The 25374-nt window shown below is 62.1% G+C and carries 21 protein-coding genes; 14 read left to right on the top strand and 7 right to left on the bottom strand.

Going from position 1 to position 25374, the window contains the following annotated elements:
• Window positions 1-256 precede the first annotated feature (256 nt).
• Complete coding sequence (locus ACOZJV_RS10520) at window positions 257-991, bottom strand: phosphoadenylyl-sulfate reductase (protein WP_020300332.1); 735 nt, start codon at window positions 989-991, stop codon at window positions 257-259.
• 174 nt (window positions 992-1165) lie between these two features.
• Between ACOZJV_RS10520 and thrH the strand changes: the two genes are divergently transcribed.
• Window positions 1166-1783: a bifunctional phosphoserine phosphatase/homoserine phosphotransferase ThrH gene (thrH, locus tag ACOZJV_RS10515; RefSeq protein WP_020300333.1), complete on the top strand. Its 618-nt coding sequence runs from the start codon at window positions 1166-1168 to the stop codon at window positions 1781-1783.
• A 123-nt stretch (window positions 1784-1906) separates the two neighbouring features.
• Here thrH and pabB read toward each other — a convergent pair whose 3' ends face one another.
• The 4 genes from pabB to ACOZJV_RS10495 all read right to left on the bottom strand — a co-directional run bounded on the left by pabB (window position 1907) and on the right by ACOZJV_RS10495 (window position 6528).
• Window positions 1907-3250 carry an aminodeoxychorismate synthase component I gene (gene pabB, locus ACOZJV_RS10510; RefSeq protein ID WP_421547608.1) on the bottom strand — a complete coding sequence of 448 codons (1344 nt, stop codon included), beginning with the start codon at window positions 3248-3250 and terminating at the stop codon, window positions 1907-1909.
• A gap of 217 nt (window positions 3251-3467) precedes the next feature.
• Complete coding sequence (locus ACOZJV_RS10505) at window positions 3468-4454, bottom strand: alpha-L-glutamate ligase-like protein (RefSeq protein WP_421547545.1); 987 nt, start codon at window positions 4452-4454, stop codon at window positions 3468-3470.
• Window positions 4454-5986: an inactive transglutaminase family protein gene (locus tag ACOZJV_RS10500; RefSeq protein ID WP_201130167.1), complete on the bottom strand. Its 1533-nt coding sequence runs from the start codon at window positions 5984-5986 to the stop codon at window positions 4454-4456. The genes ACOZJV_RS10505 and ACOZJV_RS10500 overlap by 1 nt, the downstream gene beginning before the upstream one ends.
• Window positions 5987-5991: 5 nt before the next feature.
• On the bottom strand, window positions 5992-6528 hold the full coding sequence (locus ACOZJV_RS10495; RefSeq protein ID WP_020300337.1) for an ATP-dependent zinc protease: 537 nt from the start codon (window positions 6526-6528) through the stop codon (window positions 5992-5994).
• A 270-nt stretch (window positions 6529-6798) separates the two neighbouring features.
• Between ACOZJV_RS10495 and ACOZJV_RS10490 the strand changes: the two genes are divergently transcribed.
• The 6 genes from ACOZJV_RS10490 to prpD all read left to right on the top strand — a co-directional run bounded on the left by ACOZJV_RS10490 (window position 6799) and on the right by prpD (window position 15328).
• Window positions 6799-7494: a GntR family transcriptional regulator gene (locus tag ACOZJV_RS10490; protein ID WP_078471138.1), complete on the top strand. Its 696-nt coding sequence runs from the start codon at window positions 6799-6801 to the stop codon at window positions 7492-7494.
• A gap of 11 nt (window positions 7495-7505) precedes the next feature.
• The gene (gene prpB, locus ACOZJV_RS10485) at window positions 7506-8402 is read left to right on the top strand and encodes a methylisocitrate lyase (RefSeq protein WP_020300339.1); all 897 of its coding nucleotides are present in this window, start codon (window positions 7506-7508) and stop codon (window positions 8400-8402) included.
• A gap of 69 nt (window positions 8403-8471) precedes the next feature.
• Window positions 8472-9599: a bifunctional 2-methylcitrate synthase/citrate synthase gene (gene prpC, locus ACOZJV_RS10480; RefSeq protein WP_078471140.1), complete on the top strand. Its 1128-nt coding sequence runs from the start codon at window positions 8472-8474 to the stop codon at window positions 9597-9599.
• Between the two features lie 113 nt (window positions 9600-9712).
• A complete protein-coding gene (gene acnD / locus ACOZJV_RS10475; protein WP_421547544.1) occupies window positions 9713-12304 on the top strand; it encodes a Fe/S-dependent 2-methylisocitrate dehydratase AcnD in 2592 nt (863 codons plus the stop codon).
• Between the two features lie 60 nt (window positions 12305-12364).
• Window positions 12365-13555 carry a 2-methylaconitate cis-trans isomerase PrpF gene (prpF, locus tag ACOZJV_RS10470; protein ID WP_020300342.1) on the top strand — a complete coding sequence of 397 codons (1191 nt, stop codon included), beginning with the start codon at window positions 12365-12367 and terminating at the stop codon, window positions 13553-13555.
• Window positions 13556-13843: 288 nt separating this feature from the next.
• A complete protein-coding gene (prpD, locus tag ACOZJV_RS10465; protein ID WP_201130170.1) occupies window positions 13844-15328 on the top strand; it encodes a 2-methylcitrate dehydratase in 1485 nt (494 codons plus the stop codon).
• A gap of 138 nt (window positions 15329-15466) precedes the next feature.
• Here the strand turns inward: prpD and ACOZJV_RS10460 are convergent, their stop codons facing one another.
• Window positions 15467-16369 (bottom strand): DMT family transporter, encoded by a 903-nt coding sequence (locus ACOZJV_RS10460; RefSeq protein WP_421547607.1) that lies wholly within the window; start codon window positions 16367-16369, stop codon window positions 15467-15469.
• Window positions 16370-16513: 144 nt separating this feature from the next.
• Between ACOZJV_RS10460 and ACOZJV_RS10455 the strand changes: the two genes are divergently transcribed.
• Window positions 16514-17938 (top strand): PLP-dependent aminotransferase family protein, encoded by a 1425-nt coding sequence (locus ACOZJV_RS10455; protein ID WP_421547543.1) that lies wholly within the window; start codon window positions 16514-16516, stop codon window positions 17936-17938.
• Between the two features lie 45 nt (window positions 17939-17983).
• Here the strand turns inward: ACOZJV_RS10455 and ppsR are convergent, their stop codons facing one another.
• Window positions 17984-18802: a posphoenolpyruvate synthetase regulatory kinase/phosphorylase PpsR gene (gene ppsR, locus ACOZJV_RS10450; RefSeq protein ID WP_020300346.1), complete on the bottom strand. Its 819-nt coding sequence runs from the start codon at window positions 18800-18802 to the stop codon at window positions 17984-17986.
• Window positions 18803-18976: 174 nt separating this feature from the next.
• Between ppsR and ppsA the strand changes: the two genes are divergently transcribed.
• The 6 genes from ppsA (at window position 18977) to ACOZJV_RS10420 (ending at window position 25357) form a co-directional block, all read left to right on the top strand.
• Window positions 18977-21352, top strand: a complete 2376-nt coding sequence (ppsA, locus tag ACOZJV_RS10445) for a phosphoenolpyruvate synthase (RefSeq protein ID WP_020300348.1) — start codon at window positions 18977-18979, stop codon at window positions 21350-21352.
• A gap of 101 nt (window positions 21353-21453) precedes the next feature.
• A complete protein-coding gene (locus tag ACOZJV_RS10440; RefSeq protein ID WP_078471145.1) occupies window positions 21454-22443 on the top strand; it encodes an alpha/beta fold hydrolase in 990 nt (329 codons plus the stop codon).
• Between the two features lie 264 nt (window positions 22444-22707).
• Window positions 22708-23199, top strand: coding sequence for a ribonuclease E activity regulator RraA (rraA, locus tag ACOZJV_RS10435; protein WP_020300350.1), 492 nt, complete (start codon window positions 22708-22710; stop codon window positions 23197-23199).
• Window positions 23200-23224: 25 nt separating this feature from the next.
• Window positions 23225-24220, top strand: a complete 996-nt coding sequence (locus tag ACOZJV_RS10430; RefSeq protein ID WP_020300351.1) for a zinc transporter ZntB — start codon at window positions 23225-23227, stop codon at window positions 24218-24220.
• Between the two features lie 64 nt (window positions 24221-24284).
• Entirely contained in the window at window positions 24285-24530 is a 246-nt protein-coding gene (locus ACOZJV_RS10425; RefSeq protein WP_020300352.1) for a hypothetical protein, read from the top strand.
• Window positions 24531-24532: 2 nt separating this feature from the next.
• Window positions 24533-25357 carry a mechanosensitive ion channel family protein gene (locus tag ACOZJV_RS10420; RefSeq protein WP_016964357.1) on the top strand — a complete coding sequence of 275 codons (825 nt, stop codon included), beginning with the start codon at window positions 24533-24535 and terminating at the stop codon, window positions 25355-25357.
• Window positions 25358-25374 lie beyond the last annotated feature (17 nt).

The following is a 25374-nucleotide window of genomic DNA, read 5'->3' as shown; positions in this document are numbered from 1 at the left end:
TACAGCCATCAGCCTTATTTTTAATAAAGCGTGGGATGTAACTTTTATGGGCGGTTTATTGTGAAGTGCATACAGGAATGACACCGATGGTGACATGGAGTGTGTACAGGATTTTGGCCGTTGGCGCTCCGCAACATGGCCGGTGTTTAGCGCGGTCGCGGCGGCCAGGGGGAGAGGGGGCGTTGCGGAGGGGGCGGGCGGCGCGCTCGCCGGCCTGGGTCGCCGGCTCTTTTCAGGGCCGGCGCCGCCGTGTGAATCAGGCCTTGCTTATGATATTGCCGGCGTGCAGGCCGCACTCTTTTTGCGTGGCTTCTTCCCACCACCAGCGGCCTTCGCGCTCGTGCTGGTTAGGCAGTACCGGGCGGGTGCAGGGTTCACAGCCGATGCTGATGAAGCCGCGCTCGTGCAGGCTGTTGTAGGGCAGTTCGAGCATGCGGATGTAACCCCAGACTTCTTCACTGCTCATCTGGGCCAGCGGGTTGAACTTGTACAGCGGGCGCTCCGGGGTCGAGAACGCGCCGTCGAGTTCCAGTGCCGCCACCTGGCTGCGGGTACCCGGGCTCTGGTCGCGGCGCTGGCCTGTGGCCCAGGCGCTGACGGTGGACAGTTTGCGCCGCAGGGGCTCGATCTTGCGGATGCCGCAGCATTCGCCGTGACCGTCCTTGTAGAAGCTGAACAGGCCCTTTTCCTTGACGAAGGGTTCGAGCTTGCTGTGGTCCGGCGAAATCAGTTCGATCTCGATCTTGTAGTGCTCACGCACCTGATCGATGAAGCGATAGGTCTCCGGGTGCAGGCGCCCGGTGTCGAGGCTGAAGACTTTGACGTTCTTGTTGAGTTTCCAGGCCATGTCCACCAGCACCACGTCTTCGGCGCCGCTGAAGGAGATCCACAGGTCATCGCCGAAATGGGCAAATGCCAGCTTGAGGATGTCCTGGGGGGACTTGTTGGCATAGGTCGCGGCGAGTTCAGCGACGTCGAACGGTTGGCTCATCAGGGCGTTTTCCTACAGGTCGGTGGCGCTGTGCGCTCTATAGGGGGGCGATCTTAACAAAAACCGGCCGGCCCTGGCGCGCTCCTCTGCGTTGCACCTCTCAGGGCGAATCGCTAGAGTTCGCCAGTCCTTTTGCTCGCTCAACTCAATAACCAATACAAATGGGAGTGTCTTGTGGAAATTGCCTGTCTCGATCTGGAAGGTGTGCTGGTCCCGGAAATCTGGATCGCCTTTGCCGAAAAAACCGGGATTGAATCCCTCAAGGCAACCACGCGGGATATTCCCGATTACGACGTGTTGATGAAGCAGCGCCTGCGGATTCTCGACGAGCACGGCCTGAAGCTGTCCGACATCCAGGAAGTGATCGCCACCCTCAAGCCGCTCGACGGCGCAGTGGAGTTCGTCAACTGGCTGCGCGAGCGGTTTCAGGTGGTGATTCTCTCTGACACTTTTTACGAGTTCTCGCAGCCGTTGATGCGCCAACTGGGCTTCCCGACGCTGCTCTGTCATCGCCTGATCACGGATGACACAGGGCGGGTCAGCAGCTATCAACTGCGCCAGAAAGACCCCAAGCGTCAATCGGTACTGGCGTTCAAGAGCCTGTACTACCGGGTGATTGCCGCAGGGGATTCGTACAACGACACCACCATGCTGGGCGAGGCGGATGCGGGGATTCTGTTCCATGCACCGGACAATGTGATCCGCGAGTTCCCGCAATTCCCGGCCGTGCATACCTTTGCCGAGTTGAAGCAGGAGTTCATCAAGGCCTCGAATCGGGCGCTGAGTCTGTAATCGCCGAGGGAATTCCGGCGTCTGTCCCGGCCAGCGTCGCCTTCGGCAGCGGCTACAACGGTGTAGCTGCTGCCGCAGGCGGCGCTGGCGATGACACCCCACGGCGTTTAGCGGCTGCCGAATTCAAAGGTTTTGCAGGGTTTCCAGCAGGACTCGGACCTTGGTGATGGACTCCTGGTATTCCTCCTCGCAATCCGAATCGGCGACTATTCCGCCGCCGCCCCAGCAGCACACCTGCCCGTCCTTGACCAGCAGGCTGCGGATGGCGATCGAGCTGTCCATTTCCCCGCGTACGTCCAGGTACAGCAATGAACCGCAATACAGGCCGCGCCGGGTCGGCTCCAGCTCGTCGATGATCTGCATCGAGCGGATCTTCGGCGCGCCGGTGATCGAGCCGCCCGGGAAGCTGCCGGCAATCAGGTCCAGGGCATCTTTGCCCGTGGCCAGCTCACCGGTAACGCTGCTCACCAGGTGATGCACATTGGGGTAGCTCTCGAGGCTGAACAGCTCCGGAACGCGCACCGAGCCGAGCCGGCAGGTGCGCCCCAGGTCATTGCGCAGCAGGTCGACGATCATCAGGTTTTCCGCACGGTCCTTGGGGCTGGCCAGCAGTTCGGCGGCGTTGGCCGCGTCTTCGCTGGCGTCCTGGCTGCGTGGTCGGGTGCCTTTGATCGGGCGGGTCTCGACTTGGCCCTGGCTGACTTTGACAAAGCGCTCCGGCGACAGGCTGAGCACCGCGCCGCCATCAGGCAGGCGCTGAAAACCCGAGAACGGCGTCGGGCAGGCCAGGCGCAGTGCGCGGTAAGCGCTCCAGGGGTCGCCCTGGCATCCGGCGCGAAAGCGTTGGGCAAAGTTGACCTGGTAACAATCGCCGGCCTGGATGTACTGCTGGATACGCTGGAACGCCTGGCGGTAGTCCTCGGCGCTGAGGTCGGCGGTCATGGTGCCGGTCAGGGTGAAGCGGTCCACGGTAGGGGCCGGCGCTTGGCTGAACAGGTCGATCAAGCGTTGTCGCTGGTCGCCGCCGAGGCTGGGGTGGAACACCAGTTGGCTGCTGGCTTGCTGGTGGTCGCTGATCAGGGCCCAGGGGTACAGGCCCAGGCGTGCGTCCGGCAGATGCAGGTCGTCCGCGGCCTGGCTGGGCAGGCGTTCCAGGCGCCGGCCGAAGTCGTAGCTGAGGTAGCCGATCAAGCCGCCGGCAAAGGGCAGTTGGCAGTGGGTCGGAAGGTTGGCCGGGCCCAGTTGCTGGAGGCTGCTGCGCAGGCGTTGCAGGAACTCGGCCCCGCTTTCACCGGCCTGCACCGTCAATTCAGCCAGGGGCCAGGCGCTGAGCAGGTCGTAGCGACCGCGCTCGGCACTCGGGCGGCCGCTGTCGAGCAGCACGGCCCCCGGGGCATGCTGAATCGCTGCAAAGTAGGCGGCAGGGTCGGCGCGGTAGGGCAGTGGGTGTACGGAACAGGTTGGCATGCGGGGCAGATCAGTCATCGAAGCGCGGCTGGCGATTGTAGTCCTCTGCCAGGGTTGCTCCTAGAGGGATGTCGGCGATTGCGGCGTTCGTGGCGTATTCGGCGTGCGGTGATTTAAGGAGGGGATGACATTTTTGCGCTGCCTTTGCCGGCCGGCGTCCGAACGCGGCCCGAGCCTTTGGCTGCGGCTACAGAGAGCGGTAGCCGCGCCGACAGGCCTAGCCTTCGACCGGCGGAATATGGCCGAACAGTTCCTGGGCGAATTTCACCCGGTCTTCGACGCTTTCTTCGATGCCGCGTGCCTTCAGCTCTTCCAGGCGCGCCTCGACCGCATGGGTGCGCAAGGTCAGGCCGCAGTCGTTGGCGATCTGGATGTTGAGGCCGGGGCGGGCGTTGAGTTCGAGGATCAGCGGGCCTTTTTCCTGGTCCAGGACCATGTCCACGCCGATGTAACCCAGGCCGCACAGCTCGTAGCAGCCCGCCGCGAGCTTCATGAAACCGTCCCAGTAGGGCAGTTGCACGCCGTCCACCGCGTTGGTGGTGTCCGGGTGCTTGGTGATGATGTTGTTCAGCCAGGTGCCGCGCAGGGTCAGGCCGGTGGCCAGGTCGACACCGACGCCGATGGCGCCCTGGTGCAGGTTGGCCTTGCCCCCGGACTGGCGGGTCGGCAGGCGCAGCATGGCCATTACCGGGTAGCCCATGAGCACGATGATGCGGATGTCCGGCACGCCCTCGTAGCTGATGCTCTTGAAGATCTGGTCCGGGGTCACCCGGTATTCGATCAGTGCACGGTCGCGGTGGCCGCCCAGGGAATACAGGCCGGTGAGAATGCTGGAGATATGGTGCTCGATCTCCTCGTGGCTGATGATCTTGCCCGACACCGTGCGATAACGGTCCTCGAAACGGTCGGCAATCACGATGATGCCGTCACCGCCGGCGCCCTGGGCCGGCTTGATCACGAAGTCGCTGCGCCCGGCGATGATTTCGTCGAGCTTGTCGATTTCCTTCTCGGTGGAGATCACCCCGTACAGCTCCGGCACATGGATGCCGGCCTTGATCGCCCGTTCCTTGGTGATGATCTTGTCATCCACGATCGGGTACAGGCTGCGCTTGTTGTACTTGAGCACGTAATCGGCGTTACGCCGATTGATGCCCATGATTCCCCGCGCTTCCAGGGCTTTCCAGGTCTTCCACAGGCCGAACATCAGGAGTCAGCCTTGACGAAGGCTTTGAAGCGTACGAGCTCGGTCAGGCGGTAGCCGCGATAGCGACCCATGGCCAGCATGAAGCCCACCAGGATCAGCAGGATCGCCGGGAAGGTGAAGACGAAGTACGTAAGCTCCGGCACGCTCATGATCAAGTGCGCCAGGGAGGCTGCGAACAGCGTGCCGATCGCCACTTTCATGGCATGGCCGCCACCGCGCTCTTCCCAGGTGATCGACAGGCGCTCGATGGTCATGGTCAGGATCACCATCGGGAACAGCGCCACCGACAGCCCGCGTTCCAGGCCCAGCTTGTGGCTGAACAGGCTGATGGCGGCAATCAGCACCACCACGAACGTCAGCACCACCGACAGCCGCGGCAGCATCTGCAACTTCAGGTGTTCGAGGTAGGAGCGCAGTGACAGCCCGAGCGCCGTAATCACCGTAAACAGCACGATGCCAAAGCCCAGCTGGGTCTCGCGGAAGGCCAGGGCGATCAGCACCGGAGTGAAGGTGCCCAGGGTCTGCAGGCCGATCAGGTTGCGCAGGATCAGGATCACCAGCACGCCAATCGGGATCATCACCATGATCATGAAGGTCTGCTGGGTCTGCAGCGGCAGGCCGTACAGCGAATACTCGAGGAAGTTGGCGTCGGTGTTCTCGTCGGTCAGCTTGGCCAGGCGAATGGCGTTCATTTCGCTGTTGTTGAGGCTGAAGGTGACGTTGGCTTTCTTGCCGCCATCGACGGTGATCAGGTTGTCGTCGCCGGTCCACCACAGCAGGCGGTCGGTGGGCAGGCCTTGCTCACCGGTTTCCGGGTTGAAGTACAGCCAATCGTTGCCATTGAAGCTGCGCAGCCACAGCTCCGGAGTTTGCGGCTGGTCGGCCACCAGGCGGATGGTGTGCACCTTTTCGATCGGTACGTGGGCGATGGACAGCAGCAGTTCGACGACCTTGGCCTTGTGCGGGGTGGACGGGTCACCGGCCAGCAGCAGTTTCACGTTGTCGTCGTTGAGGTTGTTGACCCGCTTGATGGCTTCGCCAATGAAGGTCTCGACGTCGGCCGAGTGCTGGCGAATAGGTGCGAGCAGGGCTTCGGCAGCGATCTTTTCCGGGCCTTCGACGGCAATGCTGTCACGGAAGGTGGGGCCTTTGACCTTGGCTTTCTCGCCGGTGTAGCGCTTGGTCAGCACCAGGCGGTAGTACAGGGTCTGGTTGCCCTTGGCCCGGCGCGCCGACCAGGTGACCTTGCGGTTGCCATCGACGCGGTTCACCGCGACCCCGTAGTTGTTGGAGATAAAGCTTTCGTTGAGGCTGACGTAATCGCGGCTCAGGGGCGGCACGAACATCTGGATCTTGATCGGGTCCTTGGCGTTGGCGACAAACTCGACCTTGGCGTCGATGTTCCACAGGTCGTCGGTGGCGTCTTCGGTCACCGGAATACCGAGCACGAAAATCTGGTAGGCCGTGATCGAGATACCCAACACCACCAGGATGGCGATCAGGACTTTCAGATGAAGGGTAAGAGAGCGCATTGGAATTACTCTGCGGTTTGAACGTCGATGGCGCAGGCGGGTTTGCCAGCAGCGTATTTAAGACTGGGGTCGACCAGCGCGTCGAAGCGTTTCAGGGCTTCGGAGCCGATCAGCAGCGGGTATTGGAATGCACTGCGGTCGGTCAAGTTCACTTCTATGCTGCGCAGGGCCGTGCCCATGCACACATCAAGGGTAATGACCGGGCGCGAGGTGTATTTCTTGTCGTCTTCGGGATCGATGTCGCCGGCGCGGCGCTTGATCTTGCTGACCCGGGCCAGCGGCCGTTCGATCGGGTGGGAATGGGCGGCATCGATGGCCAGGTAGAAACGCACCCAGGACTCGCCATTACGCTTGAAGCGTTTGATGTCGCGGGCGCTGAGGGAGGCGGTCTTGGCCCCGGTGTCGAGCTTGGCCGCGACTTCCAGGTCGATACCGGCCAGCCTTGCGTATTCATTGAGACCGTATACGGTCTTTTCGGCGGCAGCGCTCACGCCGGGCAGGCACAAGAGGCAGAGCAATAGGGAAAAGGCCTTGAGTCTCATAAATCCTGATGTGTCGCATGGGTTCTTCAGTTCAAGGCGACTGGCATTGCTGCGCAAACTCCCTCGTGTGCCTGCCATATAAAGATGACAGGCAAATGCGGGCGGCATTCTAGCACGCTGGTTTTATGGCGCCAGCGCCGGGGGCGGGCCATTTGAGTTGTTTTGGTGCAAAGGGTTATTAGACGATTGTCGACAATGTCTATTTTTCCTTTGACTGTAATGGGGTAATTGGCTAGTTTTTGTCACATTGATTTCAAAGGTGTCGACAATATGCTGGATCAACTCGATCCCCCGGTTCTGCTTCAGGACGATTCCGAGACCTTGTCCGAGAACGTTTTCCGGCGCATCCAGGCGGCGATCGTCAAGGGCGAGATCGCCCCCGGCAGCAAGATCTCCGAACCCGAGCTGGCGCGCACCTACGGCATCAGCCGCGGCCCGTTGCGCGAAGCCATCCATCGCCTCGAAGGGCAGCGCCTGCTGGTACGGGTGCCCCACGTCGGCGCGCGGGTGGTGTCCCTCAGCCACGCCGAGCTGATCGAACTCTACGAAATCCGTGAATCCCTGGAAGGCATGGCCTGCCGCCTGGCGGCGGAGCGCATGACCACCGAGGAAATCGACGAGCTGCGCCGGGTGCTCGACACCCACGAGCGCGATGCGGCATTTCAGGCCGGCGTCGGCTACTACCAGCAGGAAGGGGATTTCGACTTCCACTATCGGATCATCCAGGGCGCCGGCAACCGCACCCTCACGCAAATGCTCTGTGGCGAGCTGTATCAACTGGTGCGGATGTACCGCATCCAGTTTTCCGCCACGCCCAATCGGCCGCGCCAGGCGTTCGCCGAGCACCACCGGATTCTCGATGCCATCGCCGACCGCGACGGTGAATTGGCCGAGTTACTGATGCGCCGACATATCGGCGCCTCCAAACGCAACATTGCGCGTCACTTTCCAGAGTCCGCGCCCTAGAGAGGTGAGTCATGAGCTCCACTAACAAAAGCACTCCAGGCCAGCGTTTCCGTGAGGCGGTCGCCAGCGAGCACCCCTTGCAAGTGGTCGGCACCATCAACGCCAACCACGCCCTGCTGGCCCAGCGCGCCGGTTTCAAGGCCATCTACCTGTCGGGTGGCGGGGTGGCTGCCGGCTCCCTGGGCGTGCCGGACCTGGGCATCACCGGCCTGGATGATGTGCTGACCGACGTGCGCCGCATCACCGACGTCTGCGACCTGCCATTGCTGGTGGACGTGGACACCGGCTTCGGTTCCTCGGCGTTCAACGTGGCGCGCACCGTCAAGTCGATGATCAAGTTCGGCGCGGCGGCGATCCATATCGAAGACCAGGTTGGCGCCAAGCGCTGCGGCCATCGCCCAAACAAGGAAATTGTCTCGCAGCAGGAAATGGTCGACCGCATCAAGGCCGCCGTCGATGCGCGCACCGATGACAGCTTCGTGATCATGGCGCGCACCGACGCCCTGGCGGTCGAAGGCCTGGAATCGGCCCTGGATCGCGCCGCCGCCTGCATCGAAGCCGGCGCCGACATGGTGTTTCCGGAAGCCATCACCGAACTCGAGATGTACCGGATTTTTGCCGATCGGGTGAAGGCGCCGATCCTGGCCAATATCACCGAATTCGGCGCGACCCCGCTCTACACCACCGAGCAGCTCGGCTCCGTGGGCGTGTCTCTGGTGCTGTACCCGCTGTCGGCGTTCCGCGCCATGAACAAGGCGGCGGAAAACGTCTTCACCGCGATCCGTCGCGATGGCACCCAGCAGAACGTGATCGACACCATGCAAACCCGCATGGAGCTGTACGACCGCATCGACTACCACGTCTTCGAGCAAAAACTCGATGCGCTGTTTGCACAGAAGAAAGGTTGATTAGCCAACCACGAACAAACCGTTGATGAAGTTGCCAAGTCCCTAACAAATTCAAGATTGGAGAGAGCAATGGCCGAAGCAAAAGTATTGAGTGGCGCGGGCCTGCGTGGCCAGGTTGCCGGGCAGACCGCACTGTCCACCGTGGGCCAGGCGGGCGCCGGCCTGACCTATCGCGGCTATGACGTGCGTGAACTGGCGGCGGATGCCCAGTTCGAAGAAGTGGCCTACCTGTTGCTGTACGGCGAACTGCCCACCAAGGCCCAACTGGCGGATTACCAGGCCAAGCTGGGCAAGCTGCGCGACCTGCCCCAGGCGCTGAAGGAAGTGCTGGAGCGGATCCCGGCCGACGCCCACCCGATGGACGTGATGCGTACCGGCTGCTCGTTCCTGGGCAATATCGAGCCTGAGAAGGACTTCAGCGCACAGCACGATGTCACCGACCGCCTGTTGGCCGCGTTCCCGGCGATCATGTGCTACTGGTACCGCTTCAGCCACGATGCAAAACGCATCGATTGCGTGAGTGACGAGCCCTCCATCGGCGGCCACTTCCTGCATCTGCTGCATGGCAAGAAGCCTAGCGAGTTGCACGTCAAGGTCATGAACGTGTCGCTGATCCTCTACGCCGAGCACGAATTCAACGCCTCGACCTTTACCGCTCGGGTCTGCGCCTCGACCCTGTCCGACCTGTATTCCTGCGTCACCGCGGCCATCGGCTCGCTGCGCGGCCCGCTGCACGGCGGCGCCAACGAAGCGGCGATGGAGATGATCGAACGCTTCAGCTCGCCACAGGCCGCGGTCGAGGGCACCCTCGGCATGCTCGAGCGCAAGGACAAGATCATGGGCTTCGGTCACGCGATCTATAAGGACAACGATCCGCGCAACGAGGTGATCAAGGGCTGGTCGAAAAAGCTCGCCGACGAAGTAGGCGACAAGGTGCTGTTCCCGGTCTCCGAAGCCATCGACAAGACCATGTGGGAGCAGAAGAAGCTGTTCCCCAACGCCGACTTCTACCATGCCTCGGCGTACCACTTCATGGGCATCCCGACCAAGCTGTTCACGCCGATCTTTGTCTGCTCGCGCCTGACCGGCTGGGCCGCCCACGTGTTCGAGCAGCGGGCCAACAACCGCATCATCCGTCCAAGCGCCGAATACATCGGCGTTGAACAGCGCAAGTTCGTGCCAATCGAGCGTCGCTGACCGGCAGCGTGTCGGCGCTGATATTGAATGAGCCGGGAGTCCCGTGGGGGCAGGCTTCCATTCCATGCAGCGCCGCACGCTTCCTTTGAAACTACCGTGACCGAGTCCTGACGATGAACACTGAATTTCGCAAAACGCTGCCCGGCAGCCGCCTGGATTATTTCGACACCCGCGCGGCGGTCGATCAGATCGCCCCCGGCGCCTACGACAGCCTGCCGTACACCTCGCGGGTGCTGGCGGAAAACCTGGTACGCCGCTGCGATCCGGCGACCTTGAGCGCCTCGCTGCGCCAACTGATCGAACGCAAGAGCGACCTCGACTTCCCCTGGTACCCCGCGCGGGTGGTGTGCCACGACATTCTCGGCCAGACCGCGCTGGTGGACCTGGCCGGCCTGCGCGACGCGATCGCCGACCAGGGCGGTGACCCGGCGCTGGTCAACCCGGTGGTGCCGACCCAGTTGATCGTCGACCATTCCCTGGCGGTCGAGCGCGGCGGCTTCGATCCCGAGGCGTTCGAGAAGAACCGCGCCATCGAAGACCGGCGCAACGAAGACCGTTTCCACTTCATCAACTGGACCAAGAAGGCGTTCAAGAACGTCGACGTGATCCCGCCGGGCAACGGCATCATGCACCAGATCAACCTGGAGAAAATGTCCCCGGTGATCCAGGTGCGCGATGGCGTGGCCTTCCCTGATACCTGCGTCGGCACCGACAGCCATACCCCTCACGTGGATGCCCTGGGGGTGATCGCGATTGGCGTTGGCGGCCTGGAAGCCGAGAGCGTGATGCTTGGGCGAGCGTCGTGGATGCGCCTGCCGGAAATCATCGGCGTCGAGCTGACCGGCAAGCTGCAACCAGGCATCACCGCCACCGACATGGTGCTGGCGCTGACCGAGTTCCTGCGGCAGCAGAAGGTGGTGGGCGCCTGGCTCGAATTCTTTGGTGAAGGTGCGTCGGCCCTGACCCTGGGCGACCGCGCGACCATCTCCAACATGGCCCCGGAATACGGCGCCACTGCAGCGATGTTCTACATCGACCAGCAAACCATCGACTACCTGAAACTCACCGGCCGCGAAGAGCAGCAGGTGCAACTGGTGGAAAGCTACGCCAGGCACACCGGCCTCTGGGCCGAGAGTCTGAAGACCGCGCGTTATGAGCGTGGCCTGCAGTTCGACCTGTCTGCGGTGGTGCGCAACATGGCCGGGCCCAGCAACCCCCATGCACGGGTGGCCACCAGCGACCTGGCAGCCAAGGGCATTGCTGGCCAGTGGGATGACGTGCCGGGGCAGATGCCCGACGGCGCGGTGATCATCGCCGCCATCACCAGTTGCACCAACACCAGCAACCCGCGCAACGTGATCGCCGCCGGCCTGATCGCGCGCAACGCCAACAAGCTGGGCCTGACCCGCAAGCCCTGGGTCAAGTCGTCCCTGGCGCCGGGCTCGAAAACCGTGGCCCTGTACCTGGACGAAGCCGGCCTGACCAAGGAACTGGAGCAGTTGGGATTCGGCGTGGTGGCCTTTGCCTGCACCACCTGCAACGGCATGTCCGGGGCCCTGGACCCGGTGATCCAGCAAGAGATCATCGACCGCGACCTGTATGCCACGGCAGTGCTCTCGGGCAACCGCAACTTCGACGGGCGTATCCACCCGTACGCCAAGCAGGCATTCCTCGCCTCGCCGCCGCTGGTGGTGGCCTATGCGATTGCCGGCACCATCCGCTTCGATATCGAGAAGGACGTGCTGGGCCTGGACACCCAGGGCAACGAAGTGCGGCTCAAGGACATCTGGCCCAGCGATGAAGAGATCGACGCGGTGGTCAAGGCCTCGGTCAAGCCGGAGCAGTTCCGCCAGGTGTACATCCCTATGTTCGCCATCCACGAAGACACCGGGCCCAAGGTCGAGCCACTGTACGACTGGCGCGAGATGAGCACCTACATTCGGCGCCCGCCGTATTGGGAAGGGGCCCTGGCCGGCGCGCGCAGCCTGAGCGGCATGCGCCCGCTGGCGGTGCTGCCGGACAACATCACCACCGACCACCTGTCGCCCTCCAACGCCATCATGCTCGACAGCGCCGCTGGCGAGTACCTGGCGAAAATGGGCCTGCCGGAAGAGGACTTCAACTCCTACGCCACCCACCGTGGCGACCACCTGACCGCCCAGCGCGCGACCTTTGCCAACCCCAAACTGTTCAATGAAATGGTCCAGGAAAACGGCAAGGTCAAGCAGGGTTCCCTGGCGCGGATCGAGCCCGAAGGCCAGGTCACGCGGATGTGGGAAGCCATTGAAACCTACATGCAGCGCAAGCAGCCGCTGATCATCATCGCCGGCGCCGACTACGGTCAGGGTTCGTCCCGCGACTGGGCGGCCAAGGGCGTGCGCCTGGCGGGGGTCGAGGCGATTGCCGCCGAAGGTTTCGAGCGTATCCACCGCACCAACCTGGTGGGCATGGGCGTGTTGCCGCTGGAGTTCCTGCCGGGCACCAACCGCAAGACCCTAGGCATCGACGGCACCGAGACCTTCGACGTGATCGGCGAGCGTACGCCGCGCGCGACCCTGACCCTGGTGATCAACCGGCGTGACGGCGAGCGACTGGAAGTTCCGGTTACCTGCCGCCTCGACACCGCAGAAGAAGTATCGATCTATGAGGCGGGCGGCGTGTTGCAGCGCTTTGCCCAGGATTTCCTCGAATCGGCTACGGCCTAAGTGGCGCGCCGGGGGCCGACTGCAAGGTCGCGCCCCCGGCCTTATCAGGACCAGATTTCCATGGCTTTCGTACCGCAAATCAAGATTCCCGCCACCTACATGCGCGGCGGCACCAGCAAAGGTGTGTTCTTCAACCTGCAGGACCTGCCCGAAGCGGCGCAGTTGCCCGGCGCGGCCCGTGATGCGTTGCTGCTGCGGGTGATCGGCAGCCCCGACCCGTACGACAAGCAGATCGACGGCATGGGCGCGGCGACTTCCAGCACCAGCAAGACGGTGATTCTGTCGAAAAGCATCAAGGCCGATCACGACGTCGATTACCTGTTTGGCCAGGTCGCCATCGACAAGCCCTTCGTCGACTGGAGCGGCAACTGCGGCAACCTGTCGGCGGCGGTCGGTTCCTTCGCCATCAGCAGCGGGCTGGTGGACGCAGCCCGGGTGCCGCAAAACGGCGTGGCCGTGGTGCGTATCTGGCAGGCCAACATCGGCAAGACCATCATCGCCCACGTGCCGATCACCGACGGTGCGGTACAGGAAACCGGTGATTTTGAACTCGACGGCGTGACCTTTCCCGCCGCCGAAGTGCAATTGGAGTTCATGGACCCGGCGGCCGAGGAAGAGGGCGCGGGCGGTTCGATGTTCCCCACCGGCAACCTGGTTGACGACCTCGAAGTGCCGGGTGTCGGCACGTTCAAGGCGACCATGATCAACGCCGGGATTCCGACCATTTTTATCAATGCGCAAGACCTGGGTTACCAGGGCACCGAACTGCAGGGCCAGATCAACGGCGATCCCAAGGCGCTGGCGATGTTCGAGACCATCCGCGCCCACGGCGCCCTGCGCATGGGGCTGATCCAGCACCTGGATCAAGCCGCTACGCGCCAGCACACACCCAAGGTGGCTTTTGTCGCGCCGCCGGCCGACTACACCGCGTCCAGCGGCAAGGCGGTCAAAGTCGGTGATGTCGACCTGCTGGTGCGGGCGTTGTCCATGGGCAAGCTGCACCACGCGATGATGGGCACTGCGGCGGTGGCCATCGGCACGGCGGCAGCGATCCCCGGCACCCTGGTCAATCTCGCGGCCGGTGGCGGTGCGCGCAGCGCGGTGCGTTTCGGCCACCCCTCGGGCACCCTGCGGGTCGGCGCCGAAGCCAGCCAGGCCAATGGCGAGTGGACGGTGGTCAAGGCCATCATGAGCCGCAGCGCCCGGGTGCTGATGGAAGGCTGGGTGCGGGTGCCGGGCGACAGTTTCTAAGAGCAGAGGAGTTTGGATGGGGGAAGCTTGCCGTGGCGAGGGAGCTTGCTCCCGCTCGGCCGCGCAGCGGTCGTAAAACCTGAGCACGCGATTTACCTGCTGCAACGCATGGGCCGCCTTACGGGCGGTTACGCCGCCCAGCGGGAGCAAGCTCCCTCGCCACGATTGCTGATAGTGATGTTGTTATCGAGTAGCTGAGCAGGCGCAGACCTGCGATGCCGTTATTGACCTGACCTGTGCCTGAGGAATCGACCCTACATTCGACCCTGTAACTGGAGTGAATCGCTCATGAGCGCCAACGTTGACCTCAACAACCGTCCCGACTACGACCAGGTCCTGCAGGACATTGCCGACTACGTCCTGACCTACCGCGTCGACTCGCCCGAAGCCCTCGACACCGCCCGCAATTGCCTGATGGACACCTTGGGCTGCGGCCTGCTGGCCCTGCGTTTTCCGGAGTGCACCAAGCACCTGGGGCCGATCGTCGAAGGCACCGTGGTGCCCTTCGGCGCACGGGTGCCGGGCACCAGTTATCGCCTGGACCCGGTCAAGGCGGCCTGGGACATCGGCTGCATCGTGCGCTGGCTCGACTACAACGACACCTGGCTGGCAGCGGAGTGGGGGCACCCTTCGGACAACCTCGGTGGCATCCTCGCCGTGGCCGATCACCTGTCGCAAAAGCGCGTGGCCAATGGCGAGGCGCCACTGACCGTGCGGGCGGTGCTGGAGGCGATGATCATGGCCCATGAAATCCAGGGCGTGATCGCTTTGGAAAACTCCTTCAACCGGGTGGGTCTGGACCATGTGCTGCTGGTCAAAGTGGCCTCCACTGCGGTGAGTGCCAAGTTGATGGGTGCCAATCGCGAGCAGTTGCTGGCGGCGTTGTCCCACGCCTTCGTCGACGGCCAGGCACTGCGCACTTACCGCCATGCGCCGAATGCCGGTTCGCGCAAATCCTGGGCTGCGGGGGATGCTTCCAGCCGGGGCGTGCGCCTGGCAGATATCGCCCTGCGTGGCGAGATGGGGATTCCCGGGGTGCTGAGCGCGCCGCAGTGGGGGTTCTATGACGTGCTGTTCAGCCATACCAACAAGGACCTGGCGCTCAAGCCCGAGGGCCAGCGCCGGTTCAGCCTGTCGCAGAAATACGCCAGCTATGTGATGGAAAACGTGCTGTTCAAAATCAGCTTCCCGGCCGAGTTCCATGCCCAGACCGCCTGTGAAGCGGCGGTGACCCTGCACCCGCTGGTGCGCAATCGCCTGCACGAGATCGAGCGCATTGTGATCACCACCCACGAATCGGCCATCCGCATCATTTCCAAGGTCGGGCCGCTGGCCAATGCCGCGGATCGCGACCACTGCATCCAGTACATGACCGCCGTACCCTTGGCGTTTGGCAACCTGGTGGCCGAGCAGTACGAAGATGAATTCCACGCCGCGCACCCGATCATCGATCAGTTGCGCGAGAAAATGCAGGTGGTCGAAGAGCCGCGCTACACCCGCGAATACCTGGAGGCCGACAAGCGCTCGATTGCCAATGCCTTGCAGGTGTTTTTCAGGGACGGTTCCAGCACCGAGCAGGTGGTGGTGGAATACCCGATCGGCCATCGTCGGCGCCGCGCCGAAGGCATCCCGCTGCTGGAAGACAAGTTCAAGGCCAACCTCGCCACCCGCTTCACCGCCCAGCGCTCGGCGCAGATCTTCGCCCTGTGCAAGGACCAGGCACAGCTCGAAGCCACACCGGTGCAGCGCTTCGTCGACCTGTTCGTGATCTGACCTGCGCCCATCCACCCTGTAGCTGATGCCTAGCCTGCGAGGCTGCGCTGGCCCGACCTAACGCCGTGGCGTGTCTGGTGTACCCACGGCGTTGAAGATGGCCAGCGTCCGAACGCGGCCCGAGCCTCTCGGCGGTGGCTACAGAGGCGCTTTGGCCTTAAACAACCACTTCTCCACCGGCAATTTGGTGATGGCAAACCCGGTCAATAACACCGCCGAGTACATCAGCAATTCCCGCGACAGGCTTTGCCCTTCGTACCAGGCGCCGATCATCACCGCGAACACCGGGAAGATGATAAACACGAACGACAGAATGATCGGGCTCAGGCGCTTGAGCAGCAGGAAATACACGATAAACCCGCCCACCGATGCCACCAGCCCCAGGTACAGCAGCGCGCCCCAGGAGCGCGGGCTGATCGTGCCGAAACTCGGGCTCTCAACACACAGCCCGATCACAAACAGCATCAGCCCGGCAATGCCGATCGGCAGGGTGTTGTAGGTGATAACGCTGATGGCGCTGCCTTGCTGCTTGGTGATGACGTAGCACAAGGCGTGCAGCACCGCGGCGGTAAGAATCGCCACCACGCCAAACAGCTCGGCGTGGTCCAGGTGCAGGCCCTGACTGCGGATGATCATGTACAGGCTGGCAAAGCCGATGGCGATCCCGACTACCTGCGAGGTGTAGATTTTCTCCCGCAGGAAGATCGCGGAAAAAATCAGGATAAACACCGGCATGCAACTGAACAGCAAGGCCGTGAGCCCGGAAGAAACGTGCATCTCGCCGTAGTTCAGCAGGTAGTAGGGCAGGCTGAAGTAGCACAGGGTGACGAACACGAAGAACCAGCGCTTGGAGCGGGGAAACAGGATCGGCTCGCGGCGTACCAGGGCGAAGCCGAGAAACAGCGGAAAGGCGATCAGAAACCGCAGGCCGGCGGCGGTCAGGGGCGGCACGCTTTCCACGGCGATCTTGATGCCGAGCCAGGTGGTGCCCCAGCTCAGGCAGACGATCAGAAACAGCACGCTGGTGATCAGACCGGCCAGCCAGGGCTTCGAGACACGGGTGTTGCTGTGTATGGCTGTTGAGGTAGTCAACCTGGGATTCCTTTCATGAAGCGGAATTGACCTCTATATTGAGCGGGTCTGTTCCGGTAATTGAACCTGTAAAGCACGCTATTAGGGAAAATGATGGCTGTCAAAGTAAGTATTGACATGGTGTCAATGATCCGATCCGCACTCGAATCGGAGGTCGGCCCCAAGTACCAGCGCCTGGCCGGCGCTATCGATGACGGCATTGCCCAGGGAACCATTGCCCCGGGCAGCAAATTGCCGCCCCATCGCCTGCTGGCGGACAGCCTGGGAGTGACCATTGGCACCATCAGCCGCGCCTACGGCGAGCTGGAGCGTCTGGGGCGGGTGGTGGCGCGGGTCGGCGATGGCACCTACGTGCGCCAGCAGGGCATGGAGCGCCAGCGTGATGCGGGCTTTCGCAACGTCAGCGATGAACCGCCGGCCAGCTTCGACATGAGCCGCAACACCCATATCCCCGGGCCGGAAATTGCTCTTATGGCGCAGGGGCTGCACGCCTTGGCCCAGGACCTTGCGACTTTGCATGACCTCAGCCGCTACAGCGCCGAGGCCGGCCTGGTGCGTCATCGTGCGGCGGGCGCACGCTGGCTATCGCAAGAGGATTTTACTGCGCAGGCCGAGCAGGTCATTTGCGTCAATGGCGCCCAGCACGGGCTGCACATTACGTTGATGGCACTGCTCAAGCCCGGGGACACCCTGGTCACCGAACAATTGACCTACCCTGGCCTGATCAGCACCGCGCGCATGCTCGGGATCAAGCTGATCGGCTTGGAGATGGACGCGCAGGGCCTGCTCCCGCAGGCCCTGGATGAGGCCTGCCGCAACCATCGGGTGGTGGCTCTGTATTGCACCCCGAGCTTGCAGAACCCGACCACCGCGGTGCAGTCGCCAGCCCGGCGCCAGGCCATCGCCGAACTGGGTCGCCAGCACAATCTGCTGCTGATCGAAGATGAGGCCCATGCGGTGCTGATGGACCAGCGCCCGGCGCCCCTGAGTCATTTCGCCCCCGAGCGCACGGTGTTGATCGGCAGCCTGAGCAAGGCGCTGGCGGCCGGGTTGCGGGTAGGGTTCGTGCATGCGCCGGTGGCGCTGGTGGACCGTTTGGCGGCGGCGGTACGCGCGACCTGCTGGATGGCCACGCCGTTGACCCTTGAGCTGGCTTGTGTCTGGATCGAAAGCCCGGTGGCCGAGGCCCTGCGGCAACAGCAGATCGCTGAAATCCGCCGGCGCAAGGCCTTGGTCGAAGGCCTGTTGGCGGGGCTGGAGTGGCGCAGTCCACCCGGTAGCCCGCATTTCTGGATCAAGGTCCCCGAGCCATGGCGCGCCTCGGAAATCGAGGCTGAACTCAAGCGCAACCACTACCTGATCGCCACCGCCGAAGCGTTTGCCGTGGGGCAGGCGGCCGTGCCGCAATACATTCGCGCCAGCGTCTGCAACACCTCGGACGATGATCGGTTGTTGGTGGCGGGGTTTGGCGCCTTGGCCCGGGCGCTGGGGCAGGGCGACGGGGCGAGCGCCTGGTAAATCGCCGTGGCTAAGGCGCAAACGCCTTCGCCACGGGGGAGGGGCTTACTTGAAGCGGCGTTCCACGCCTTTTTCGACGAGGATTTTTGCCGAAATCTCCTCCACCGAAAAATGCGTGGAGTTGATGTGGGGGATATTTTCGCGACGGAACAGGTTTTCCACCTCGCGCACCTCGAACTCGCACTGGGCGTAGCTCGAATAGCGGCTGTTGGGTTTGCGCTCGTTGCGGATCGCGGTCAGGCGGTCGGGGTCGATGGTCAGGCCGAACAGCTTGTGCTGGTGCGCGCGCAGGGCGTTTGGCAGTTGCAGGCGCTCCATGTCGTCCTCGGTCAGCGGGTAGTTGGCCGCGCGAATGCCAAATTGCATGGCCATGTACAGGCAGGTCGGGGTTTTGCCGCAGCGCGAAACGCCCACCAGGATCAGGTCGGCCTTGTCGTAATAGTGGGTGCGGGCGCCGTCGTCGTTGTCGAGGGCGAAGTTCACCGCCTCGATGCGCTCCATGTAATTGGAGTTGTGGCCAATGGAATGGGACTTGCCGACCGAGTACGACGAGTGCTCGCTCAACTCCTGCTCCAGTGGGGCGAGGAAGGTCGAGAAAATATCGATCATGAAACCATTGGAGGTCGCGAGGATCTCACGAATGTCCTGATTGACGATGGTGTCGAAGATGATCGGGCGAAATCCGTCCTTTTCGGCGGCGATGTTGATTTGTTGTACCATGGCCCGCGCTTTTTCCACGCTGTCGATGTACGGCCGCGTGAATTTGCTGAAGGTGATGTTTTCGAACTGCGCCAACAGGCTTTGGCCGAGGGTTTCGGCCGTAATACCGGTGCCGTCGGAAATAAAGAAAGCAGATCGTTTCATTTGCACCTTGGGCCTTAAGCTAGTGACGAATCTTGGATATGATAGGCGCGATTTGCCGGCCTGGAATGGCCCGCATTCTCACTTATTTTCCAGGTCCAGGCCATATAGCGGGCAATTGCTCCTTCGAGCAGCCGGCTTCTGAGCTTTTCCAACACAGTTAGTGGAGAGATCACCTTGGTAGAGTACGTAGTTTCCCTCGATAAGCTCGGCGTCCATGATGTAGAGCATGTGGGGGGCAAGAACGCATCCCTGGGCGAGATGATCAGCAACCTCGCGGGCGCCGGCGTATCGGTCCCCGGCGGCTTCGCCACGACGGCTCAGGCCTACCGTGATTTTCTTGAACTCAGCGGTCTCAACGACCAGATCCATGCGGCACTCGATGCCCTGGACGTCGATGATGTCAACGCCCTGGCCAAGACCGGCGCACAGATCCGTCAATGGATCATGGAAGCCGAATTCCCCGAGAAACTTAACGCCGAGATCCGCACCGCCTTCGCCGCGCTGTCGGCCGGCAACCCCGATATCGCCGTAGCCGTACGCTCCTCTGCGACGGCCGAAGACTTGCCGGACGCCTCCTTCGCCGGCCAGCAGGAAACCTTCCTCAACATCCGTGGCGTCGAGAACGTGATTCGCGCCGCCAAGGAAGTGTTTGCCTCGTTGTTCAACGACCGCGCCATTTCCTACCGCGTGCACCAAGGCTTCGACCACAAACTGGTCGCCCTGTCTGCCGGCGTGCAGCGCATGGTGCGTTCGGAAACCGGCACTGCCGGCGTGATGTTCACCCTCGACACCGAGTCGGGCTTCCGTGACGTGGTGTTTATCACCGGCGCCTACGGCCTGGGTGAAACCGTGGTCCAGGGCGCGGTCAACCCCGACGAATTCTACGTCCACAAAAACACCCTTGAAGCCGGTCGCCCGGCCATCCTGCGCCGCAACCTGGGCAGCAAGGCCATCAAGATGATCTACGGCGACGAAGCCAAGGCCGGCCGTTCGGTGAAAACCGTCGATGTCGACAAGGCCGAACGCGCCCGTTTCTGCCTCAGCGATGCGGAAGTCAGCGAGCTGGCCAAGCAGGCGATGATCATCGAGAAGCACTACAAGTGCCCGATGGACATCGAATGGGCCAAAGATGGCGACGACGGCAAGCTGTACATCGTTCAGGCCCGTCCTGAAACCGTGAAAAGCCGCACCCAGGCCAACGTGATGGAGCGTTACCTGCTCAAGGAAACCGGCACTGTGCTGGTGGAAGGCCGTGCCATCGGCCAGCGCATCGGTGCCGGCAAGGTGCGGATCATCAAAGACGTTTCCGAGATGGACAAAGTCCAGCCCGGCGACGTCCTGGTGTCCGACATGACCGACCCGGACTGGGAGCCGGTGATGAAGCGCGCCAGCGCCATCGTCACCAACCGTGGCGGCCGTACCTGCCACGCGGCGATCATCGCTCGCGAGTTGGGGATCCCGGCGGTCGTTGGTTGCGGCAACGCCACCCAACTGCTGAAGGAAGGCCAGGGCGTCACCGTATCCTGCGCCGAAGGCGACACCGGCTACATCTTTGAAGGCGAGCTGGGCTTCGACGTCAAGAAGAACTCGGTCGATGCGATGCCTGACCTGCCATTCAAAATCATGATGAACGTCGGCAATCCGGATCGCGCCTTCGACTTCGCCCAGTTGCCCAACGCCGGTGTCGGCCTGGCCCGCCTGGAGTTCATCATCAACCGCATGATCGGCGTGCACCCCAAGGCGCTGCTGAACTACGCCGGCCTGCCGCAGGAAATCAAGGACAGCGTCGACAAACGCATCGCTGGCTATGACGACCCAGTCGGCTTCTACGTCGAGAAGCTGGTGGAAGGCATCAGCACCCTGGCCGCTGCGTTCACGCCGAAAAAGGTCATCGTGCGCCTATCGGACTTCAAGTCCAACGAATACGCCAACTTGATCGGCGGCAAGCTGTACGAGCCGGAAGAAGAAAACCCGATGCTGGGCTTCCGTGGTGCCTCGCGTTACATCAGTGAATCCTTCCGTGACTGCTTCGAGCTCGAGTGCCGTGCCCTCAAGCGCGTGCGCAACGAGATGGGCCTGACCAACGTCGAGATCATGGTGCCGTTTGTCCGTACCCTGGGCGAAGCCAGCCAAGTGATCGACCTGCTGGCTGAAAATGGCCTGAAGCGGGGCGAGAACGGCCTGCGCATCATCATGATGTGCGAGCTGCCTTCCAACGCGATCCTGGCGGAAGAGTTCCTCGAATTCTTCGACGGTTTCTCCATCGGCTCCAACGACCTGACCCAGCTGACCCTGGGCCTGGACCGTGACTCCGGGATCATCGCGCACCTGTTCGATGAGCGTAATCCGGCGGTCAAAAAGCTGCTGGCCAACGCCATTGCCGCCTGCAACAAGGCCGGCAAGTACATTGGCATCTGCGGCCAGGGTCCTTCGGACCACCCAGACCTGGCCAAATGGTTGATGGAGCAGGGTATCGAGAGCGTCTCGCTGAACCCCGACTCCGTACTGGAAACCTGGTTCTTCCTGGCTGAAGGTCAGGCTGCGGTCTGATCGGTGAATGAAGGCCCGGCCGGCCACGTGTCGGCCGGGCCTTTGAGATTCAAGTAGGGCGGGCTCCATCTGGATGCCGCCCTTTTTTGTGCAAGAGCATTATGCAAAGCAGCAGCAACCTATTTCCCGTCGCCTTGATCAGTGCTGAACGTCGAGGCGACCTGAGTGAAGACGTGTACCGCCTGAAGCCGGGTAACAGTCCGGACAGCACGGTGGAGATCGCCGTTACCCGTTTGGGCCTGGCTGATGAGCCTGAGGCTCGTGGTGTTCCGGTGATCTTGCTTCACGGCAGTTTTTCCAACCGCCGCTTCTGGTTTTCCCCCAAGGGCCTGGGTCTGGGCGCATACCTGGCCCGTGCCGGTTTTGATGTGTGGATCCCTGAGATGCGTGGCCATGGCCTGTCGCAACGCAACGCTGGCTATCGCAAGAATCGTGTCGCCGACTATGCGCGTTACGACCTACCGGCCATTGGCGCCTTCGTGCGCGAGCAGAGTGGGCAGGTCCCGCACTGGATCGGCCATTCCCTGGGGGGGATCACCCTGGCCGCGGCCTTGGGCGGACAGTACCTGGGCGAGCCGGCGGTGGCCTCGGCGGCCTTTTTTGGCAGCCAGGTCAGCCGCACGTACTGGCCATTGAAGATTCCACCGGTGGAGTGGGGCGGTCGTTTTGTTCTCAAGCGCTTTGCCCAGCTCTCGGGGTCGCGGCTCAAGCGTGGTCCGGAAGACGAGCCGATCGGCCTGGCGTTGGAAAGCATGCGCTGGTACGGCCTGTTCGGACGTTTCGGCGATAGGGACAAGGATTGGTGGGCCGGCCTGGCCGAGGTCCAGATGCCGGTGCTGGCCGTCAGCGCCGCGGGCGATCATCAGGACCCGACGTGGGCCTGTCGCAAGCTTTATGAGCAGCTAGGTTCCGAGCACAAACAATTTGTCTGCCTGGGGCGCGAGCAGGGTTTCAGCGGTAATTTCGGGCATGTCGAAATGCTGGTGAGCAAAGCGGCGCAGGTTGAAGTCTGGCCGTTGGTTGCCCGCTGGTTGACCGACCAGCAGACGCCGCTGCTGACGCCGGCACCTGATCTGGCCGCCGTGGTTTGATGCCGGAGCGCTGACAAGAGCATTTCGCTCGGCCCGGGTTGCGGCTAAGATATGACGCATTGAGCTGTTTTGGTCATATTCAGTTACGTAGTGGGAATTGTGTTCGTGTTGTTTGCTTCGGGCGTCGGCCACTGATGGCCGAGCCTGATGTCGCATGATTCCCACCGCAGCATTAAACCTGCGCGGTCTGGGCTCGTTTCATCAATACAGTGCCCGGGTTTGCGGCATCTTCAATCGTGGTCTTTCTGTTACAGGAGTTTCTCGATGAATCATTACCTCACTCCCGACCTGTGCGACGCCTATCCGGACCTGGTGCAGGTGGTTGAACCGATGTTCAGCAATTTTGGTGGCCGAGATTCATTCGGCGGCGAAATCGTGACCATCAAATGCTTCGAAGACAACTCGCTGGTCAAAGAGCAGGTCGATCTCAAGGGCGATGGCAAAGTACTGGTGGTCGACGGCGGCGGTTCGCTGCGTCGTGCCCTATTGGGCGACATGCTGGCCGAGAAAGCGGCGAAAAACGGTTGGGAAGGCCTGGTGATCTACGGCTGCATTCGCGATGTCGACGTCATTGCGCAGACCGACCTCGGTGTCCAGGCGCTGGCTAGCCATCCGATGAAGACCGACAAGCGCGGCATTGGCGATCTTAATGTGGCCGTGACCTTTGCCGGCGTGACATTCCGCCCGGGTGAATATGTCTACGCCGACAATAATGGTGTGATCGTTTCGCCCAGCCCGCTGAAAATGCCTGAATAAACAGTCGACCTAGCAAGGGATGAGGATGTTCGAGGAAGAAAACGCGCAGTGGGGCCTGGTACATGCCCTGATTCTGGATGGTAAAGGCGGTGCGCGTTCGATTGCCCGGACTGAGCTCGACGAGTTGCAACTGCAGCCCCATGAAAGCCTTTGGCTGCACTGGGATCGCAGTCATCCACAGACTCAGACCTGGCTGCGCCGCTCCAGCGGCCTGAGCGAGTTCAGCTGTGACCTGCTGCTCGAGGAGAACACCCGGCCGCGCCTGCTGGCATTGCCGGACTCCGAGTTGCTGCTGTTTTTGCGCGGTATCAACCTCAATCCCGGGGCCGAGCCGGAAGACATGGTCTCGGTGCGCATCTTTGCCTCGGCCCAGCGGGTGATTTCCCTGCGTTTGCGTCCGCTGCGCGCCACTGACGAGTTGCTGGTGCAACTGGCCGATGGCAAGGGCCCGAAAACCGCCTCGGAGCTCATCCTTTATATGGCGCAATACCTGACCCACAAGGTTCAGGATCTGGTCAGCGACCTCTCTGAAGTGGTCGATGGCGAAGAAGAAAAACTGGATGCCGACGAACGGTATACGCCGGAGCATGGCAGCATTTTGCAGATCCGTCGGCGAGCGGCCGGGCTCAAGCGTTTTCTCGCGCCGCAGCGGGATATTTTCGGCCAGCTCAGCCGCATCAAATTGCCCTGGTTTGCCAATGACGACGGCGACTACTGGAACGAATTGAACAACAGTCTGACCCGTTACCTGGAAGAGCTGGAATTGACCCGGGAGCGCGTGGGGCTTGTGCTGGAGGCCGAAGACCGGCGCTTGAGCGTGCGCATGAATCGCACCATGTACCGCTTCGGGATCATCACTGGGATTTTCCTGCCGATGAGTTTTCTCACCGGCTTGCTGGGCATCAACGTCGGCGGCATTCCGCTTTCCGCCAGCCCCTATGGCTTCCTCGTGGCGTGCCTGCTGTTGGCCAGCGTGGCGCTGGGCCAGTGGTGGTTATTCCGACGTTTGCGCTGGGTCTGACGAATGAGTCATGTGACCCGAAGAAATTTGATCGCGTCTTTCACAGACATCACGAGAGGTGCGTATGCACGATCCGTTTGAACAGTCTTTGCGTGACATGCTGAAAGCGACGCCGTCCAGCCGTGACGACGACGCTTGCCTGGGCCGCGTACTGAAAACCGCCAACCGCCAGGTCGGTGCCGGTGATCTGTTCAGCCTGCTGGGCCGTTGGCTGCCAGCGTTGATGATCGCCTTGAATAACGGATCGGCCCACGTCGCGCCGGTGTCCCGTCGTAAACCTACTGCTCGCACTGCTGATAAGGCTGATTGAATATGGAACTTGATCTCTGGACTCAGAGCCTCGTCACCGCGATGACTGCGTTGTGGACCAAGGTAGCGAATTTCATTCCTAACCTGTTCGGCGCCCTGGTGGTGCTGTTGCTGGGTTTTGTCGTGGCCAAGTTGCTGGACACGCTGCTCTCCAAATTACTGGCCAAGCTGGGCCTGGATCGCCTGATGGGCGGCACCGGCTTGACCAAGCTGCTGTCCCGCGCCGGGTTGCAGGTGCCGATCTCGACCTTGATCGGCAAGATCGTGTATTGGTTCGTGTTGTTGATATTCCTGGTTTCTGCTGCCGAATCCCTTGGCCTTGAGCGAGTTTCAGCTACGCTCGACATGCTGGCGCTGTATTTGCCCAAGGTCTTTGGTGCTGCGCTGGTACTGCTGGTGGGGGTTTTGCTGGCGCAACTGGCCAACGGCCTGGTGCGCGGTGCTGCGGAAGGTGTGGGGCTGGATTACGCCAGCGGCCTGGGGCGGATTGCCCAGGGCCTGGTAATTATCATCAGTATTTCGGTCGCGATCAGCCAGTTGGAGGTCAAAACCGACCTGCTCAACCATGTGATCGTGATTGTATTGATTACCGTTGGTCTGGCAGTTGCCTTGGCCATGGGATTGGGAAGCCGGGAAATTGCCGGGCAGATTCTTGCGGGAATCTACGTGCGTGAGCTGTATCAGGTTGGGCAACAAGTACGCGTGGGCGAGGTCGAAGGTCAGATCGAAGAGATCGGCACGGTTAAAACTACACTGCTGACCGAGGAGGGTGAGCTAGTCTCTCTTTCCAATCGGATCCTGTTGGAGCAGCACGTAAGTAGCCGCTAACCCGGCAAACCCTGCTA

It is taken from the genome of Pseudomonas sp. QD4 (assembly GCF_049199125.1).
Classification (GTDB): Bacteria; Pseudomonadota; Gammaproteobacteria; order Pseudomonadales; family Pseudomonadaceae; genus Aquipseudomonas.
The sequence above is the reverse complement of the archived record's forward strand: the minus strand, read 5'-3'. Positions and strand labels throughout refer to the sequence as shown.

What these genes read in the sequence shown, in the direction of transcription:
- ACOZJV_RS10420 (WP_016964357.1), top strand. Translation starts at nt 24,533, where the DNA reads ATGGAACTTGATCTCTGGACTCAGAGCCTCGTCACCGCGATGACTGCG.
- ACOZJV_RS10495 (WP_020300337.1), bottom strand. Translation starts at nt 6,528, where the DNA reads ATGAGACTCAAGGCCTTTTCCCTATTGCTCTGCCTCTTGTGCCTGCCC.
- rraA (WP_020300350.1), top strand. Translation starts at nt 22,708, where the DNA reads ATGAATCATTACCTCACTCCCGACCTGTGCGACGCCTATCCGGACCTG.
- ACOZJV_RS10500 (WP_201130167.1), bottom strand. Translation starts at nt 5,986, where the DNA reads ATGCGCTCTCTTACCCTTCATCTGAAAGTCCTGATCGCCATCCTGGTG.
- prpB (WP_020300339.1), top strand. Translation starts at nt 7,506, where the DNA reads ATGAGCTCCACTAACAAAAGCACTCCAGGCCAGCGTTTCCGTGAGGCG.
- ACOZJV_RS10425 (WP_020300352.1), top strand. Translation starts at nt 24,285, where the DNA reads ATGCACGATCCGTTTGAACAGTCTTTGCGTGACATGCTGAAAGCGACG.
- ACOZJV_RS10430 (WP_020300351.1), top strand. Translation starts at nt 23,225, where the DNA reads ATGTTCGAGGAAGAAAACGCGCAGTGGGGCCTGGTACATGCCCTGATT.
- ACOZJV_RS10455 (WP_421547543.1), top strand. Translation starts at nt 16,514, where the DNA reads ATGGCTGTCAAAGTAAGTATTGACATGGTGTCAATGATCCGATCCGCA.
- prpC (WP_078471140.1), top strand. Translation starts at nt 8,472, where the DNA reads ATGGCCGAAGCAAAAGTATTGAGTGGCGCGGGCCTGCGTGGCCAGGTT.
- prpD (WP_201130170.1), top strand. Translation starts at nt 13,844, where the DNA reads ATGAGCGCCAACGTTGACCTCAACAACCGTCCCGACTACGACCAGGTC.
- ACOZJV_RS10520 (WP_020300332.1), bottom strand. Translation starts at nt 991, where the DNA reads ATGAGCCAACCGTTCGACGTCGCTGAACTCGCCGCGACCTATGCCAAC.
- ACOZJV_RS10440 (WP_078471145.1), top strand. Translation starts at nt 21,454, where the DNA reads ATGCAAAGCAGCAGCAACCTATTTCCCGTCGCCTTGATCAGTGCTGAA.
- acnD (WP_421547544.1), top strand. Translation starts at nt 9,713, where the DNA reads ATGAACACTGAATTTCGCAAAACGCTGCCCGGCAGCCGCCTGGATTAT.
- ppsR (WP_020300346.1), bottom strand. Translation starts at nt 18,802, where the DNA reads ATGAAACGATCTGCTTTCTTTATTTCCGACGGCACCGGTATTACGGCC.
- ACOZJV_RS10490 (WP_078471138.1), top strand. Translation starts at nt 6,799, where the DNA reads ATGCTGGATCAACTCGATCCCCCGGTTCTGCTTCAGGACGATTCCGAG.
- prpF (WP_020300342.1), top strand. Translation starts at nt 12,365, where the DNA reads ATGGCTTTCGTACCGCAAATCAAGATTCCCGCCACCTACATGCGCGGC.
- pabB (WP_421547608.1), bottom strand. Translation starts at nt 3,250, where the DNA reads ATGCCAACCTGTTCCGTACACCCACTGCCCTACCGCGCCGACCCTGCC.
- ACOZJV_RS10505 (WP_421547545.1), bottom strand. Translation starts at nt 4,454, where the DNA reads ATGTTCGGCCTGTGGAAGACCTGGAAAGCCCTGGAAGCGCGGGGAATC.